This is a genomic window from Streptomyces sp. XM4193, assembly GCF_023072595.1.
GTDB lineage: Bacteria > Actinomycetota > Actinomycetes > Streptomycetales > Streptomycetaceae > Streptomyces.
Genome location: NZ_JALLGK010000011.1, coordinates 147,539 through 164,799 on the forward strand (window position 1 = coordinate 147,539; position 17,261 = coordinate 164,799).

At 70.1% G+C, this 17,261-nt stretch carries 12 protein-coding genes; 9 read left to right on the top strand and 3 right to left on the bottom strand.

Annotated elements, in window-relative coordinates; genetic code table 11:
- Window positions 1–373: 373 nt before the first annotated feature.
- Window positions 374–4,324 carry a type VII secretion protein EccCa gene (gene eccCa, locus MTQ01_RS23350; protein ID WP_247492829.1) on the bottom strand — a complete coding sequence of 1,317 codons (3,951 nt, stop codon included), beginning with the start codon at window positions 4,322–4,324 and terminating at the stop codon, window positions 374–376.
- A gap of 281 nt (window positions 4,325–4,605) precedes the next feature.
- Between eccCa and eccD the strand changes: the two genes are divergently transcribed.
- The 6 genes from eccD (at window position 4,606) to MTQ01_RS23380 (ending at window position 11,935) form a co-directional block, all read left to right on the top strand.
- On the top strand, window positions 4,606–6,075 hold the full coding sequence (gene eccD / locus MTQ01_RS23355; RefSeq protein WP_247492830.1) for a type VII secretion integral membrane protein EccD: 1,470 nt from the start codon (window positions 4,606–4,608) through the stop codon (window positions 6,073–6,075).
- Between the two features lie 255 nt (window positions 6,076–6,330).
- Window positions 6,331–6,621: a 30S ribosomal protein S15 gene (rpsO, locus tag MTQ01_RS23360; RefSeq protein ID WP_247492831.1), complete on the top strand. Its 291-nt coding sequence runs from the start codon at window positions 6,331–6,333 to the stop codon at window positions 6,619–6,621.
- 406 nt (window positions 6,622–7,027) lie between these two features.
- Window positions 7,028–9,265 (top strand): polyribonucleotide nucleotidyltransferase, encoded by a 2,238-nt coding sequence (locus MTQ01_RS23365; RefSeq protein WP_247492832.1) that lies wholly within the window; start codon window positions 7,028–7,030, stop codon window positions 9,263–9,265.
- Window positions 9,262–10,665 (top strand): M16 family metallopeptidase, encoded by a 1,404-nt coding sequence (locus tag MTQ01_RS23370; protein WP_374207847.1) that lies wholly within the window; start codon window positions 9,262–9,264, stop codon window positions 10,663–10,665. The genes MTQ01_RS23365 and MTQ01_RS23370 overlap by 4 nt, the downstream gene beginning before the upstream one ends.
- 65 nt (window positions 10,666–10,730) lie before the next feature.
- A complete protein-coding gene (gene dapB / locus MTQ01_RS23375; RefSeq protein WP_247492833.1) occupies window positions 10,731–11,486 on the top strand; it encodes a 4-hydroxy-tetrahydrodipicolinate reductase in 756 nt (251 codons plus the stop codon).
- 8 nt (window positions 11,487–11,494) lie between these two features.
- A complete protein-coding gene (locus MTQ01_RS23380; protein WP_247492834.1) occupies window positions 11,495–11,935 on the top strand; it encodes a tetratricopeptide repeat protein in 441 nt (146 codons plus the stop codon).
- A gap of 140 nt (window positions 11,936–12,075) precedes the next feature.
- Here the strand turns inward: MTQ01_RS23380 and MTQ01_RS23385 are convergent, their stop codons facing one another.
- Window positions 12,076–12,639 carry a hypothetical protein gene (locus MTQ01_RS23385; RefSeq protein WP_247492835.1) on the bottom strand — a complete coding sequence of 188 codons (564 nt, stop codon included), beginning with the start codon at window positions 12,637–12,639 and terminating at the stop codon, window positions 12,076–12,078.
- Between the two features lie 240 nt (window positions 12,640–12,879).
- Window positions 12,880–13,122, bottom strand: coding sequence for a hypothetical protein (locus MTQ01_RS23390; RefSeq protein WP_247492836.1), 243 nt, complete (start codon window positions 13,120–13,122; stop codon window positions 12,880–12,882).
- Between the two features lie 239 nt (window positions 13,123–13,361).
- Between MTQ01_RS23390 and thyX the strand changes: the two genes are divergently transcribed.
- The 3 genes from thyX (at window position 13,362) to MTQ01_RS23405 (ending at window position 16,943) form a co-directional block, all read left to right on the top strand.
- Window positions 13,362–14,054: an FAD-dependent thymidylate synthase gene (gene thyX, locus MTQ01_RS23395; RefSeq protein ID WP_247492854.1), complete on the top strand. Its 693-nt coding sequence runs from the start codon at window positions 13,362–13,364 to the stop codon at window positions 14,052–14,054.
- 191 nt (window positions 14,055–14,245) lie between these two features.
- Entirely contained in the window at window positions 14,246–15,169 is a 924-nt protein-coding gene (gene dapA / locus MTQ01_RS23400; RefSeq protein ID WP_247492837.1) for a 4-hydroxy-tetrahydrodipicolinate synthase, read from the top strand.
- Window positions 15,170–15,257: 88 nt separating this feature from the next.
- A complete protein-coding gene (locus MTQ01_RS23405) occupies window positions 15,258–16,943 on the top strand; it encodes a ribonuclease J (protein ID WP_247492838.1) in 1,686 nt (561 codons plus the stop codon).
- The last annotated feature ends 318 nt before the right edge of the window (window positions 16,944–17,261 follow it).

The window sequence follows — 17,261 nt, forward strand, 5'->3', positions numbered from 1 at the left end:
TCCCACTCGCCCGCCGCCCGCAGGCGCGCAACTCGGCCCGTACGCACCTGCCGCCGGGTCGGCCGGCGCACGTTCCCACCCCACCGCGCGCGCCCGAGGCCCGCGCCCGAGGCCCGCGCCCGAGGCCCGCGCCCGAGGCCCGCGTACGCGCACCGGCCCGCGCCGTCCGCCCGTCCGCACCACCCCGTGCACCCGCGTCCCGCACCACATCCGCGTCCCGCACCCAGACCCGCACCCCGCGTCCAGCCCGCCCCCGCGCCGGCACCACCCGCGTCTGCGCCCACCCGCACCCCGCACCCCGGCACCCCACCCGTACGACGGAGGGCGGGCCCGGTGAAGACTCCACCGGGCCCGCCCTCTCGTCACACGATGCTCAGCTCCGCGGCGGCATCCAACCGGTCTGCACGAGCTGTCCGCCGCCCTTGCGGGTGACGAACTGCCCACGGCCGGGCGTCAGCCTGGTCGCCTTGAAGTTGCCCATCAGCGGGCCCTCCGCCGGGTCGCCGGACAGGATCAGGCCCTGAGCGCCCAGCTCCTTCGTACGCTGCATGACCGGTTCGAAGGACGAGCGCGACGCACCCGCCGAGCTGCGTGCCAGGATCAGCCGCAGGCCGACGTCGCGGGCGAACGGCAGGTACTCCAGCAGCGGGTTGAGCGGGTTCTGACCGCTGGCCACCAGGTCGTAGTCGTCCACGATGACGAAGGCGTCCGGCAGGTCGTACCAGCTGCGGTTGCGCAGCTGCTCGGGCGTCACGTCGGGCCCCGGCATCCGGCGTCCGAGCGAGCCGGCCAGACCCTCCAGGACCTCCTGGAGCTGCGGTCCGGCCGCGCAGTACTTGTACACATGGCTGTCCGGCAGTTCGCCGAGCAGCGCACGGCGGTAGTCGGCGACGACCATGAGCGCCTTGTCCGTCGCGTACCGCTCGGCGATCTGCTTGGCGAGCAGTCGCAGCACGGAGGACTTGCCCGACTCGCTCTCGCCGAAGATGACGAAGAGCGGGTCGTTCTCGAAGTCGATGAACGCGGGGGAGAGGGTCGTCTCGTCGACGCCGAGCGCGACACCGCGCTGCGGGTAGTCGCCGCCGGCCGGGATCTCGTTGACCGAGAGCATGGTCGGCAGCATCCGCACCTTGGGGGCCGGACGGCCCTGCCAGTGCTCGGAGACGGTCGAGACGAAGTGCGTCATGCCGTCCGAGAGGTCCTCGGCGTTGCCCGAGCCGTCCATCCGCGGCAGTGCGCCGAGGAAGTGCAGCTTGTCCGGGGTCAGACCGCGGCCGGGTTGGCCGGTCGGGACGTTCTCCGCGCGCTTGCGGTCGAACTCGGACTCCATCGGGTCGCCGAGCCGCAGCTCGACGCGGTTGAGCAGCTGGTCGCGCAGCGCGGGTCGCACCTCGGTGTAGCGGGAGGAGGTGACGACCAGGTGGACGCCGAAGCCCAGACCACGACTGGCGATGTCCAGGATGACCGGGTCCATCATCTCGTAGTCGGTCTTGAAGGTGGACCAGCCGTCGATGAGCAGGAAGACGTCGCCCCACGCCTGGTCCGGGTACTGGCCGGCGTTGCGGCGCTGCCGGTAGGTGCCCATGGAGTCGATGCTGTTGTCCCGGAAGAACTCCTCGCGGGCGTTGAGGATGCCCACGACCTCGGCGACCGTGCGTCGCACCTTCTCCGCGTCGAGCCTGGTCGCCACGCCGCCCACGTGCGGCAGCCCTTCGAAGGCGAGCATGCCGCCGCCGCCGAAGTCCAGGCAGTAGAACTGCACTTCGAACGGGGTGTGGGTGAGCGCGAAGGCGCCCATGATGCCGCGCAGCATCATCGACTTGCCGGACTGCGGACCGCCGACCACCAGGCCGTGGCCGAGCTGGCCGGAGAAGTTCATGTACATCACGTCGCGGCGCTGCTCGAACGGCTTGTCCACGATCGCCGCGGGCACCACGAGCTTTCCGGTGGCGGTGTACTCGGCGGCGTGCACTCCGCGCTCTGGCGTGACCGCGAGTGCGGGCAGCAGCCTGTCCAGCGACGGCGAGTCCTCCAGCGGGGGCAGCCACACCTGGTGGGCGGGCGGGCCCTGGCCCTGGAGCCGCTGGACGATGACGTCCAGCACCGTGTCGGCCAACGCGTCGTCCTCTTCGGGCTGTTGGTTCTGCGGCTCGGCCGGCTCCTCGATGACGTACCGCTCGACGTGCGAGGCGGTGAAGAGCACCGGCAGCCGGTCGGTACGGCTGCCGCCCCCGCCGCCGCCCCCGCCGCCCGCGCGGTACGGGCCGGAGACGTACGCCGCCTTGAACTGCACCATCGTCTCGGTGTCGTACTTCAGATAGCCGGCACCCGGGACGTTCGGCAGGTGGTAGGCGTCCGGGACACCGATCGCCGCCCGCGACTCGGCCGCGGAGAAGGTCCGCAGACCGATGCGGTACGAGAGGTAGGTGTCCAGACCGCGCAGCCTGCCCTCCTCCAGGCGCTGCGAGGCCAGCAGCATGTGCACGCCCAGGGAGCGGCCGATGCGGCCGATCTGGATGAACATCTCGATGAAGTCCGGCTTGGCGCTGAGGAGTTCGGAGAACTCGTCCAGCACCATCACCAGCGAGGAGAGCGGCTCCAGCGGTGCGCCGGCCGCGCGCGCCTTCTCGTAGTCGGTGATGTTGGCGTAGTTGCCCGCCGAGCGCAGCAGCTCCTGTCGGCGCTGGAGTTCACCGGTGATCGCGTCGCGCATGCGGTCGACCATGGTGAGGTCGTCGGCGAGGTTGGTGATGACGGCCGCGACGTGCGGCATGTCGGACATGCCGGTGAAGGTCGCGCCGCCCTTGAAGTCCGCGAGGATGAAGTTCAGCGTCTCCGAGGAGTGCGTCACCGCGAGGCCGAGCACGAGCGTGCGCAGCAGCTCCGACTTGCCGGAGCCGGTGGCGCCGACGCACAGGCCGTGCGGGCCCATGCCCTCCTGCGAAGCCTCCTTGACGTCGAGCATGACCGGCATGCCGTCCTGGCCGACGCCGATCGGCACCCGCAGCCGCTCGTGCAGCGTGCGCGGACGCCAGGTGCGGGAGACGTCGACGGAGCCGGCGTCGCCGATGTTCATCAGATCGGTGAAGTCCAGGTTGGCCAGCAGCGGTTCGTCGCCGTCGGCGCTGCCCGCCCGCAGCGGCGCCAGCTGCCGCGCCAGCGACTCGGCCTCGGAGACCGAGAGCACGTCGGGCACGCCCTCGTACACCGCTCCGCCCGAGGACTCCAGCTCCAGTCGGCCCGGTCGCACCATCACGGCCAACGAGCTGCGCAGCTCGTCGAGTTCACCGGGTACGACCTCGATGATCGTGACGCCCTGCAGACCCTCGGAGCCGGCGATCACCGAGTCCAGCGGCACATTGCCGCCGTCCAGCACGATCACCACGTGCTGGGTGTCGGCGACCGGTGCGCTCTTGGGGTTGAAGCGGGTACGGCCGTCCAGCGCGTCCGCGAGCAGCTCCTCGATCTCGCCGAGGTCGTCGGTGATGAGCCGACTGGTGCCGGCGCCGTCCAGCGCCGAATGCTGCGTGTGCGGCAGCCACTTGGCCCATTCCCACTCGGCCAGCGCACCCGGCGCGGCGACCACCGCGACGGTCAGGTCCTCCGGCGACTGGAGCGTGCACAGCTGCGCGACGATCGCCCGCGAGGTCCCGTACACGGTGTCGGGCTCGCCGGAGACGGTGATGTGGTAGAAGGCGCGCAGCGAGACCGCGAGCGGCAGACCGTCGAGGGTGCCGTGCACCGCGAGGAACTGCTTCATCGCGTGTGCGGTCAGCGGCTCCAGCTCGTCCAGCGGCGCCGTCTCCGGGGCCTTGAGCGGGGTGGCCAGCTGCTGCGGGCCGAGCCCCACCCGGATCTGGGCGAAGTCGGCGTCCGAGGCGCGGCGTTCCCACACTCGCCTGCCCTCGGCGACGATCGACCACAGCTGGTCGGGCGCCGGGTGGAGGAAGAGCTGGTTGTCCCGCTGCCGGTGCGCGGTCCGCCGGATCTCGCGCCGCTTCTGGGACAGGTACTTCAGATAGTCCTGGCGGTCCTGCGTCATCTGGCCGGAAGGGCCCTGCCGGGCCTTGACGATCTGCGCGATCACCATCGCGAGCGTGGACGCCAGCATGATCACGCCCATCACCTTCATAAACGGGTTGCCCATACCCGGCATGAAGAAGAACGCGGCCGAACCTCCCATTCCCAGCATGGGAAGGAGGTTCATCAGCATGTTGTTGTCGGTCTCGCGCGGAATCTCCGGCGGTGGTTCGAGCGTGACCTCCTCATCGGGTATTTCGGGCGGAAGGGCCCGAGGAGGGCGCTTGACGACAATCACGCTCACCGGCGCACCAGTCCTTCAGCTTCTCGCAAGTGTCGGACCGCTCCCGTGTGTAGCGATCCCCCCGACCCACTGCCACGACCCACGTGTCACATACACCGCACAGGTACCGACAGACACGCGTCGATCGAAGTTGGCCCTGCCCGTGATCCTACTGACATGCAACAACACCCGGGGTGGGTGGGGCCGTTGCCGTATCCGACGGTACGCTGACGCTCCGCCGCCGCATATCCCTGCAGGCGTTCGGACAACACCCAAACTTCAGGCCGAGGGGGCACCGCCAGGTGAGTACGACCGCAGGTACCGGCTTCTGCCGGGTCACCGTTGCCGCGCCGGACGCACGGATAGACGTGGCGCTGCCCGAGGACGTGCCGCTTGTCGATATCTATCCGGAAATCCTCCAGCTTTCCGGACAGTCGCAGAATGAGGGAAGTCCGACCGGATATCACCTCGTTCGCCGCGACGGCACCGTGCTGGACGCCGGTCGCTCCCTCGCGGAACAGCGCATTCTCGACGGCGACGTACTGCTGCTGCGGCCTTTCGCGGAATCGCTTCCGCCCGCCGTCTTCGACGACGTCTCCGACGCGGTCGCCTCCACCGTCCGCCGCGACCGCCGGCGCTGGAGCGACGACCTGATGAACCTCGCGGGGCTCACCGCCGGTGTGCTCCTGCTCAGCATGATGGCGTTCGTCCTGTGGTTCTCCAACCCGCTCGAGCGCGACATGCACAGCCTGGCCGGCATCATCGCCGGTGTGACCGGTGTCGCGCTCGTCGCGCTCTCCGGCGTACGTGCGCGGGTCTACGACGACCGCGGCTCCGCCATCGCGCTCGGCCTCGCCTCCCTCCCGCATCTGATGCTCGCCGGCTCCGGCGTCTTCGGCCTGGACAACGGCGAGGGCCCCGGCCGGCTCCACCTGCTGGTCGGCTGCGTCGTCGTGCTGATCGCCTCGGTGCTCCTGGTCGCGCTGCTGCCGCACGGCGACTCCCCGTTCGTCGCCGCCGCGTTCCTCGCCGCGGCCGGTACGGTCGCCACCTTCGTCGGCATCCTGACCGACGCGCCGCCGCGCGAGGTCGCCGCCATCACCGCAGTTGTCGGCATCGCGCTGGTCGCCTGGCTCCCCGGGCTCTCCGCCCGCTTCGCGCGCCTGCCGATCGGCTACCGCTCGCCCGACCAGATCGCCCAGGGCCGCGAGTACGACAGCAAGAACCAGAACCACGACGAGGCCGTCGACTTCCTGCGCATCGGCGCCCAGGCCCGCCGCGGCCACGAGCTGCTCCTCGGCCTGGTCGCCGGCTCCTCCGCCCTGGTCGCGGTCGCCGCCGGCGTCATCCTCGGCTTCACCGACAACACCTGGGCCCAACTGCTGGCGCTCTCCTGCGGTCTGGCGCTGATACTGCGCGCCCGGCTCTTCGACTACACCGCCCAGGTCGCCTGCCTGATGATCGGCGGCCTGGTGACCATCCTGCTGCTGCTTCTGGGCATGACGCTCGACCCGCCCGTCGAGGCGCTCCAGGCGCTCTACCGGGACGGCGACAGCGGCCCGCTCAACGTCCACACCGTCTGGTTCGCCAGCAGCATCGCGATCGGCGCCGCGGTCATCATCGGCGTCGGTCTGATCGTTCCCAGCAAGGGCGTGTCGCCGTTCTGGGGAAGGCTGTTGGACATGTTCGAGGGGCTGGTGCTGCTCTCGCTGCTGCCGCTCGCCCTCGCCGTTCTCGAGGTGTACGCGGCGGCCAGGTCGATGACGAGCTGACCCGGCCGGGCCCCGGTTCCCACCCACCCGGCACAGCCCGGTTCCCACCCACCCGGCACCCCCGAATGGCCGCCCTCCGGCCTCGTGTACCCTGAGGGCGGCCGTTTGTGTACGCACCCCGGATCCGCCGTGCGCGGAGATCCGTCGGAAGCGCCCAGCGAGCCCGCCTCCCGAGTTGCGGAAGCTCCCCTGTGAACGAGACCAGGGGCACTCGAAGGCTGCCCCACCAGGGCAACGACTCACCAAGGAGTACGCGTGTCGTCTCTCGATGCTGCCACCAAGACCAAGATCATTTCGGACTTCGCCACCAAGGAGGGTGACACCGGCTCCCCCGAGGTCCAGGTTGCCCTGCTCACCCAGCGGATCACCGACCTGACCGAGCACCTGAAGACCCACAAGCACGACCACCACTCCCGCCGTGGTCTGCTGCTGCTCGTCGGTCAGCGCCGCCGCCTGCTGCAGTACCTGGCGAAGAAGGACATCCAGCGCTTCCGTGCCCTGGTCGAGCGCCTCGGCATCCGCCGCGGTGCGGCCGGCGCCCGCTGAATGACGTGCAGGGAGCGGTTCCCGACCGGGGACCGCTCCCTTCGTCGTACCTCGCTTCTCCCGACGGGCCGCGCCGCCCCGGGAGCGGAACCTTTGTAGGCTGGTTCCAGCTCGTCACGAGGTACGACCCCGGCCCGAGGCAGGCGCACGCGCCGCGCACGGGCCCGACAGACCGACGAGCACGGCAAGCACAGCACCACCACTGACGGCAGACCGGGCACAACGAGTCCCGGCCTGCACCACGAGGCGGAGCGCACCCCCTCGACGCCGGTCCTCGGTAGTGGCGCTCGGACACGCACACCGCGTCCGGGGGCTTCGATCGAAGACCGGCCCGCACCGGGGGCGCTCCACCGCTGAGGAGTCCGCGGCGACACGCGTCGCGGACACAGACGAGGAGAAACACCTAGTGGAGAACGAAACCCACTACGCCGAGGCCGTCATCGACAACGGTTCCTTCGGCACCCGCACCATCCGCTTCGAGACGGGACGCCTGGCCAAGCAGGCCGCCGGCTCCGCCGTCGCGTACCTGGACGACGACACCATGGTGCTGTCGGCCACCTCTGCGTCCAAGAACCCCAAGGACCAGCTCGACTTCTTCCCGCTCACGGTGGACGTCGAGGAGCGGATGTACTCCGCCGGCAAGATCCCCGGCTCCTTCTTCCGCCGCGAGGGCCGCCCCTCCGAGGACGCGATCCTCACCTGCCGCCTGATCGACCGTCCGCTGCGTCCCTCCTTCCGGAAGGGCCTGCGCAACGAGATCCAGATCGTCGAGACGATCATGGCGCTCAACCCCGACCACCTCTACGACGTGGTCGCCATCAACGCCGCCTCCTGCTCCACGCAGCTCGCCGGCCTGCCCTTCTCCGGCCCGATCGGCGGCACCCGTGTCGCGCTGATCAAGGGCCAGTGGGTCGCCTTCCCGACGCACAGCGAGCTGGAGGACGCCGTCTTCGACATGGTCGTCGCCGGCCGTGTCCTGCCCGACGGCGACGTCGCGATCATGATGGTCGAGGCCGAGGCCACCGAGAAGACCGTCGAGCTGGTCAAGGGCGGCACCCAGGCGCCGACCGAAGAGGTCGTCGCCGCCGGACTGGACGCCGCGAAGCCCTTCATCAAGGCGCTCTGCAAGGCCCAGTCGGACCTCGCCGCCAAGGCCGCCAAGCCCACCGGCGAGTTCCCGATCTTCCTGGACCACCAGGACGACGTCCTGGAGGCGCTGTCCGCCGCCGTCCGCGACGAGCTGGCCCAGGCGCTCACCATCGCCGGCAAGCAGGAGCGCGAGAGCGAGCTGGACCGCGTCAAGGGTCTGGCCGCCGAGAAGCTGCTCCCGCAGTTCGAGGGTCGCGAGAAGGAGATCTCCGCCGCGTACCGCTCGCTCACCAAGCAGCTGGTCCGCGAGCGCGTGATCAAGGAGAAGAAGCGCATCGACGGCCGCGGTGTCACCGACATCCGCACCCTGGCCGCCGAGGTCGAGGCCATCCCGCGGGTGCACGGCTCGGCGCTGTTCGAGCGCGGCGAGACCCAGATCCTGGGCGTCACCACGCTGAACATGCTGCGCATGGAGCAGCAGCTGGACACCCTCTCCCCGGTGACCCGCAAGCGCTACATGCACAACTACAACTTCCCGCCGTACTCCACTGGTGAGACCGGCCGCGTCGGCTCCCCGAAGCGCCGCGAGATCGGCCACGGCGCGCTCGCCGAGCGCGCCCTGGTGCCGGTGCTGCCGACGCGCGAGGAGTTCCCGTACGCGATTCGCCAGGTCTCCGAGGCGCTGAGCTCCAACGGCTCCACCTCGATGGGCTCGGTCTGCGCCTCCACCATGTCGCTGCTGAACGCCGGTGTGCCGCTGAAGGCCGCCGTCGCCGGTATCGCCATGGGCCTGATCTCCCAGGAGATCGACGGCGAGACCCACTACGTCACCCTCACCGACATCCTCGGTGCGGAGGACGCCTACGGCGACATGGACTTCAAGGTCGCCGGCACCCGTGAGTTCGTCACCGCGCTCCAGCTGGACACCAAGCTGGACGGCATCCCCGCCTCCGTGCTCACCGCCGCCCTCGGGCAGGCGCGCGACGCCCGGCTGCACATCCTCGACGTGATGAACGAGGCCATCGACGTCCCCGACGAGATGTCCCCGAACGCCCCGCGGATCATCACCGTCAAGATCCCGGTGGACAAGATCGGTGAGGTCATCGGCCCCAAGGGCAAGATGATCAACCAGATCCAGGAGGACACCGGCGCCGACATCACCATCGAGGACGACGGCACCATCTACATCGGTGCCGCCGACGGCCCGGCCGCCGAGGCCGCCCGCTCCACGATCAACGGCATCGCCAACCCGACGATGCCCGAGGTCGGCGAGCGCTACCTGGGCACGGTCGTCAAGACGACCACCTTCGGCGCCTTCGTCTCGCTGCTGCCCGGCAAGGACGGTCTGCTGCACATCTCGCAGATCCGCAAGCTCGCCGGCGGCAAGCGCGTGGAGAACGTCGAGGACGTCCTCGGCGTCGGCCAGAAGGTCCAGGTCGAGATCGCCGAGATCGACCAGCGCGGCAAGCTCTCGCTGATCCCCGTCCTGGAGGACGAGGACGGCGAGCAGGCCGAGGACTCCGCGGACGACTCGAAGGACAACGCCGCCAAGTGACGCACCCGTCCCTCCCGACGGCCCGTCCCACCGCACAGGTGGGGCGGGCCGTCGCCCGTCAGCCGCTCACCGGTACGCCCTCCGCCCAGACCGTGGTCGAGGGCCGGGACGGCGTCGGAACCGTCCGCAGAACCGTGCTGCCCGGCGGTCTGCGCGTGGTGACCGAGAGCCTGCCGTCCGTCCGCTCGGCCACCTTCGGCATCTGGGCACACGTCGGTTCGCGGGACGAGACGCCCGCGCTGGCCGGCGCCACCCACTGCCTGGAGCACCTGCTCTTCAAGGGCACCGAGCGACGCAGCGCCCTGGACATCTCAGCCTCGCTGGACGCCGTCGGCGGCGAGATGAACGCCTTCACCGGCAAGGAGTTCACCTGCTACTACGCGCGCGTCCTGGACACCGACCTCCCGCTGGCCATCGACGTCGTCTGCGACATGCTCACCGGTTCGCTGATCCGCACCGAGGACCTGGACGCCGAACGCGGCGTCATCCTCGAGGAGATCGCGATGACCGAGGACGACCCCGGCGACTGCGTCCACGACCTCTTCGCCGCCACGCTCTTCGGCGACACCCCGCTCGGCCGCCCGGTGCTCGGCACCGCCGACTCGGTCAACGCGCTCACCCGCGACCGGCTCACCGCCTTCCACCGGGAGCACTACGACCCCACCAGGCTGGTCGTGGCCGCCGCCGGCAACATCGACCACGACACCGTCGTGCAGCAGGTGCAGACCGCGTTCGCGCGAGCCGGCGCCTCCACCGACCCGCACGCCGTACCGCTGGCGCCGCGCGCCGGCAGCCTGCACATTCCGGCGGAGGGCCGCGTGGAGGTGGTGCGCCGCAGCACCGAGCAGGCGCACGTCGTGATGGGCATGCCGAGCATCTCCCGCACCGACGACCGGCGTTGGGCGCTGTCGGTGCTCAGCGCGGCGCTGGGAGGCGGGATGAGCTCCCGGCTCTTCCAGGAGGTGCGCGAGAAGCGCGGGCTGGCGTACGCGGTGTACGCCTACAACTCCGCCTTCGCCGACTGCGGCCACTTCACCGTCTACGCCGGCTGCCGCCCGAACCAGGTGTACGACGTACTGCGCCTGTGCCGGGAGCAGCTCCAGGAGGTCGCCCGCAAGGGGCTGTCCGGCGAGGAGCTGAGCCGCGCGGTGGGGCAGCTCTCCGGTTCCACCGTCCTGGGGCTGGAGGACACCGGCGCGCTGATGCACCGCATCGGCAAGGGCGAACTGTGCTTCGGCGACCAGCTGTCGGTGGACGACATGCTCGGCCGCATCGCCGCGGTCACCCCGGACGAACTGCGCGAGGTGGCGGCCGACATCCTGGAGCGCACGCCCTCGATCTCGGTCATCGGCCCGTTGACGGACCGGCAGACCGCACGGCTCGACCGGATCGTCGCCTGACCACTCCCGTCCCCGCACCACCGCAACGTCCCGCACCACTGGAACAGCGAAGGAACACCCACGAGATGAGCAAGCCGCGCGTCGCCGTCATCGGAGCCAGGGGCCGGATGGGCGCCGAAGCCGTACAGGCCGTGGAGGCCGCGGAGGACCTGGAGCTGGTCGCGGCGCTCGGCCGGGGCGACAGCCTGGACACTCTGACCGGAGCCGGCGCCGGGATCGCCGTCGAACTCACACATCCCGACTCGGTGATGGAGAACGTGGAGTTCTGCGTCCGCAACGGCATCCACTGCGTCGTCGGCACCACCGGCTGGACCGACGAGCGCCTGGCGACCCTGCGCGAGCTGCTGGCCGCGTCACCGGGCACGGGCGTGCTCATCGCCCCGAACTTCGGCATCGGCGCCGTCCTGACGATGCGCTTCGCCCAACAGGCGGCCAGGTTCTTCGAATCCGTCGAGGTCGTCGAGCTCCACCACCCGAACAAGGCCGACGCCCCGAGCGGTACGGCGGCCCGCACCGCTCAGCTGATCGCCGCGGCCCGGGACGAGGCGGGCTGCCCGCCGCAGCCCGACGCCACCAGCACGGCGCTGGACGGGGCCAGGGGAGCGGACGTGGACGGCGTACCCGTGCACGCCGTACGGCTGCGCGGCCTCGTCGCGCACCAGGAGGTCCTCTTCGGCGGCGAGGGGGAGATCCTCACCATCCGGCACGACTCGATGAACCGCGGCTCCTTCATGCCCGGAGTCCTGCTCGGCGTACGGCGGATCGCCCGGACCCCGGGACTGACCTTCGGGCTCGAGCACTTCCTCGACCTGGACGGCTGAGTCCACCGATGCGCGCGAAGATCACCTACTTCGTCCTGGTCGCCCTCCTGCTGGTGTACTTCCTGCTGGTCGGCGGCCGGGGCGTGGCCCTCATCCGGCACGGCACCGCCGCCACCGTCGCCTTCGGCATCGCGGTGCTGGTGCTGCCGCTGATCGGGCTCTGGTTCCTCTGGCACAGCACCCTCTTCGCCCAGCGGGCGGGGCGGCTGTCCAAGCAGTTGGAGGAGGAGGGCGGCCTGCCCGTCGACGAACTCGAACGCACACCCAGCGGCCGCATCGACCGCGCCTCGGCGGACGCGGTCTTCGCCCGCCGACAGGCGGAGACCGAGGAGCAGCCGGAGGACTGGCGCAGCTGGTTCCGGCTCGCGGTGGCCTACCACGACGCCGGCGACACTCCGCGCGCTCGCAAGGCGATGCAGCACGCCATCACTCTGCACCGCCGGCCCTGACTCCTCTGCCCCCTGATCCCCTGGCCCTCTGACCCACCGCCTCCGCGCCCGGTGCCGACCGAGCACCACTGCGCCCCGGCCCCGGAGGCGGCAGATGCCGTTCCGGGGCCGGGGCGCAGGGATTTCACACGCCGGGCGACTCAGACGGGCTCGGCCCGGTAGTCCTCGGCCCAGCTCTCCAGCACGTCGGCGGCCCGGTCGAACGCCGCGGGCTTCCTCAAGAAGTCCGCGCTGTGGTCGGATAGCAGCACTCGCAACGGGTCGCCGTCGCGGCGGTGCACCACCAGCGCCTGGCCCTGCACCGTGCGCGGCAGTCCGAGCCAGCGCACCGGCTGCTGCACGGTGCGCACCGCGGCGACCCGGTGCCAGTCGAGCGTGGTGGTCCAGAACAGGCCGACCTGTCGGATCCCGTGAGAGCTCACCCAGATCCCCACCCGCAGCATCCGCAGGGAGCAGCCGATCACCAGCACGCCGAGCGCCAGGCTCAGCCCGGCCGCGGGCAGACTGCCGGCGAGGGTGCTCAGCACCGCGGTCATCAGCAGGAACGCCGCCAGGAGCAGCAGCACCGCGGAGCGCGCCACCCGCCACGGCCCGGGCCGGTAGGGGCGCCGCCAGCGCCCCCGGTCCGAGTACGGCAGTGGGATGTCGGCGGGCTCGGACGGCGAGTGCAGCTCACGGTCGGCCGTCAGGAAGGGCATGGGCACGGCGGATCCTCGTTCACGGTCGCGATCTCGTGGCAGGCCGAAGCCTGTGACGGGTGAGGCTAGCGGTCCGTCCGCCCACTCTCCAGGCGGTCGGGCCGAAGCCCGCACCACCGTGCCACCTCAACACCCACCCGTGAAGCGCGACTTGACCGGGTACGTCCGATCACGACACTCCGCGCGTCGACCGCCCACCGGCCGCCGCACGTCCGCCAACCACGCCGGCCCGCCCGTCGTACCCGCTCAGCGCTCGTGGCCGGCCTGCTCCTGCTCCTGGACGCGCTCGCGCTGCTGCTCCGCGTCGAGCGCGGGCATCCCGAGCAGGAGCGAGCCGACCAGCCCGGCGACCACGACGAGTCCGGTCAGCGTCCGCCCGGCCACCTGGCCCAGCGAGGCGCGCTCCCGCGGCGGCGGCGCGACGTTGTCCCGGAACTGTTCGCCCTCGGCGACGAAGGCGAACGGAACCCTCTCGGAACGCCTGAACATCTCTGACCCCTCCCCAACCGCTACTTCCTGTGCTATGGGTACAGACGAGCGGACGAGCACGTTCGTTGCCCGCTTCCGGCAACGTTCTGGTCACACCGTCTGTTTCGTGTCACCCGAAAGTGCGGGAGGCGGGCCCGGGCTGTCACTGCCCGGCCGTAGGCTGTACGGCGCACGCACCGCTCCACCTGGGAAGGACCCCACCGGTGACCGACGCCGACACCCCTCGCTTCCGCAGTGACATGACCGTCGAGCTGGTCAAGCACACCGCCACCGACACGGACGTGCTGTGGGCGGCCAGGGTCTCCACGGCGGGGGAGCAGTCCCTGGAGGAGCTGGAGAAGGACCCCGCGCGCTCCAAGGGCCTGATCAACTACCTGATGCGGGACCGCCACGGCAGTCCCTTCGAGCACAACTCCATGACCTTCTTCATCAGCGCCCCGCTGTTCGTCTTCCGCGAGTTCCACCGCCACCGCGTCGGCTGGAGCTACAACGAGGAGAGCGGGCGCTACCGCCGGCTGGAGCCGGTCTTCTACATTCCCGATGCCGCCCGCAAGCTGGTGCAGCAGGGCCGTCCGGGCAAGTACGAGTTCGTCGAGGGCACCCCGGAGCAGCTGGAGCTGGTCGGGCGCAGCATGGCGGACTCCTACCGCCAGTCCTACGAGGCGTACCAGGAGATGCTGGCCGCCGGTGTCGCACGCGAGGTCGCCCGCGCGACGCTGCCCGTCGGCCTCTACTCCTCCATGTACGCCACCTGCAACGCCCGCTCGCTGATGCACTTCCTCGGCCTGCGCACCAAGCACGAGCAGGCGAAGGTGCCGTCCTTCCCGCAGCGCGAGATCGAGATGGTCGCCGAGCTCATGGAGGAGCAGTGGACCAAACTCATGCCGCTGACCCACGAGGCGTTCAACACCAACGGTCGCGTCGCTCCGTAAGCGCCCGACCCGCCCGGCGGCGAACGGCGGGTGCACGGATCGCGGTGTCCGAATTGCGGCTTTTCTCCATTTTCATCTAGGCTGAAGTCCGGACCCGGTACTGCCTGAACCCCCGAGCAGGCAGTACCGGGCTCCCTCATGACCTCCCCCGAGGGAGCGCCGAACAGCCTGCTGCGAGTAGCGTGGGATCCATGGCTCCGACCTCCACACCGCAGACGCCCTTCGGGCGGGTCCTGACCGCGATGGTCACCCCGTTCGCCGCCGACGGCGAACTCGACCTCGACGGCGCGCAGCGTCTCGCTGCCCACCTGGTGGACGCCGGCAATGACGGCCTGATCGTCAACGGCACCACCGGCGAGTCCCCGACCACCACGGATGCGGAGAAAGCCGCGCTCGTGCGCGCCGTGGTGGAGGCGGTCGGCGACCGTGCCCACGTCGTCGCGGGCGCCGGGTCCAACGACACCCGGCACAGCCTGGAGCTCGCCCGCGCTGCCGAGGCAGCGGGCGCGCACGGCCTGCTGGCCGTGACGCCGTACTACAACAAGCCGCCGCAGGAGGGCCTGCACCGGCACTTCACCGCGATCGCCGACGCCACCGAGCTGCCGGTGATGCTCTACGACATCCCGGGGCGCTCCGGCGTGCCGATCAACACCGAGACGATCGTGCGTCTGGCCGAGCACCCGCGCATCGTGGCGAACAAGGACGCCAAGGGCGACCTGGGCAGGGCGAGTTGGGCCATCGCCACCAGCGGACTCGTCTGGTACTCCGGCGACGACATGCTGAACCTCCCGCTGCTCTCCGTCGGCGCCGTCGGGTTCGTCTCGGTGGTCGGCCACGTCGTCACGCCCGAGCTGCGTGCCATGCTCGAAGCCCACCTGAGCGGTGACGTCACCAAGGCGACGGAGATCCACCAGCAGCTGCTGCCGGTGTTCACCGGGATGTTCCGCACCCAGGGCGTCATCACGACCAAGGCGGTGCTGATGAGCCAGGGCCTGCCCGGCGGGCCGCTGCGCCTCCCGCTGGTCGAGCTCACCGACGAGGAAGCTGAGCAGCTCCGTCGCGATTTGACCGCCGGTGGCGTACGCCTGTCACCCGCAGACTCCACAACTGCATAGCGAACGACCCACAACTGCAAGCGCACAAAGATCGCACGCGCCACGTGCCCCTTCGAGGGTGCGTGGCGTGTGCGGTGAGGAGAGTCTTTTGAGTCATCCACACCCCGAACTCGGCCCGCCGCCCAAGCTGCCCGAGGGCGGCCTGCGTGTCACACCGCTCGGCGGCCTGGGCGAGATCGGCCGAAACATGACCGTCTTCGAGTTCGACGGCCGTCTGCTGATCATCGACTGCGGTGTTCTCTTCCCGGAGGAGGAGCAGCCCGGCATCGACCTGATCCTGCCGGACTTCACCACCCTGAGGGACCGCCTCGACGACATCGAGGGCATCGTCCTCACACACGGCCACGAGGACCACATCGGCGCCGTCCCCTATCTCCTCCGGGAGAAGGCGGACATCCCGCTGATCGGCTCCAAGCTGACGCTCGCCCTCATCGAGGCGAAGCTCCAGGAGCACCGCATCCGGCCGTACACCCTGGAGGTCGAGGAGGGGCACCGCGAGCGAATCGGCCCCTTCGACTGCGAGTTCGTCGCGGTCAACCACTCCATCCCCGACGCCCTCGCCGTGGCCGTGCGCACCCCCGCGGGCCTCGTCGTCCACACCGGCGACTTCAAGATGGACCAGCTGCCGCTCGACGGACGGCTCACCGACCTGCGCACCTTCGCCCGCCTGGGCGAGGAGGGCATCGACCTGCTGCTGTCGGACTCCACCAACGCGGAGGTCCCCGGCTTCGTCGCGCCCGAGCGGGAGATCTCCCAGGTGCTGCGGCAGGTGTTCGCCGGCGCCCAGAAGCGCGTCATCGTGGCGAGCTTCGCCAGCCACATCCACCGGATCCAGCAGATCCTGGACGCCGCCCACGAGTACGGCCGCCGCGTCGCGTTCGTCGGCCGGTCGATGGTCCGCAACATGGGCATCGCGCGCGACCTCGGTTATCTGAAGGTGCCCGGCGGACTGGTGGTGGACGTCAAGACGCTGGACGACCTCCCCGACCACGAGGTCGTACTGGTCTGCACCGGTTCCCAGGGTGAGCCGATGGCCGCGCTCTCGCGGATGGCCAACAGGGATCACCAGATCCGGATCGTCCCCGGCGACACGGTGATCCTGGCCTCCTCGCTGATCCCGGGCAACGAGAACGCGGTGTACCGCGTGATCAACGGCCTGACGCGCTGGGGCGCGCACGTCGTGCACAAGGGCAATGCCAAGGTGCACGTCTCCGGCCACGCCTCCGCGGGTGAGCTGCTGTACTTCTACAACATCTGCCAACCGAGCAACCTTATGCCGGTGCACGGTGAATGGCGCCACCTCCGCGCCAACGCCGAGCTGGGCGCGTTGACCGGAGTGCCGCACGATCAGGTCGTCATCGCCGAGGACGGTGTGGTGGTCGACCTCGTCGAGGGCAAGGCGAAGATCGTCGGCAAGGTCCAGGCCGGCTATGTGTACGTGGACGGCCTCTCGGTCGGCGACGTCACCGAGACCGCCCTGAAGGACCGTCGGATCCTCGGGGACGAGGGGATCATCTCGATCTTCGTGGTGGTCGACAGCTCGACCGGGAAGATCACCGGCGGTCCGCACGTCCAGAGCAGGGGATCCGGCATCGACGACGCGGACTTCACCGCCGTCATCCCGAAGCTGGAGGAAGCCCTCAACCGCTCCGCACAGGACGGGGTGACCGAGGTGCACCAGCTCCAGCAGCTCGTCCGCCGCACGTTGGGCAAGTGGGTCTCGGACAACTACCGCCGCAGGCCCATGATCCTGCCGGTGGTCGTCGAGGTCTGACGGTCCCTCAGCAGCCTCAAACCGGAGCGGGGCCCTCGATTTGCAATCGAGCGCCCCGCTCCAGTACGTTTACGAACCCGTCGACGGGGCCACGCCGCAGACACTGCGAGCAACCTGGCTCCGAGGGGCAAACCAGATCCACATCTTCCGATGCGGAGCGGTGCGCCCGAAGACGGACGGGCTTTCAACCGCCCGCAGAGCAGATTCGCTCCGATGGAAATCGGGCCGGAAATACTCTGGTAAGGTTGGAAACACCGAAGGGAAGCCCGGAGGAAAGCCCGAGAGATTGGGTGAGTACAAAGGAAGCGTCCGTTCCTT

Bases quoted from the DNA above. Each gene is read 5' to 3' on its own strand.
- dapB (WP_247492833.1), top strand. From the start codon at position 10,731: ATGAGCAAGCCGCGCGTCGCCGTCATCGGAGCCAGGGGCCGGATGGGC.
- MTQ01_RS23380 (WP_247492834.1), top strand. From the start codon at position 11,495: ATGCGCGCGAAGATCACCTACTTCGTCCTGGTCGCCCTCCTGCTGGTG.
- MTQ01_RS23390 (WP_247492836.1), bottom strand. From the start codon at position 13,122: ATGTTCAGGCGTTCCGAGAGGGTTCCGTTCGCCTTCGTCGCCGAGGGC.
- thyX (WP_247492854.1), top strand. From the start codon at position 13,362: ATGACCGTCGAGCTGGTCAAGCACACCGCCACCGACACGGACGTGCTG.
- dapA (WP_247492837.1), top strand. From the start codon at position 14,246: ATGGCTCCGACCTCCACACCGCAGACGCCCTTCGGGCGGGTCCTGACC.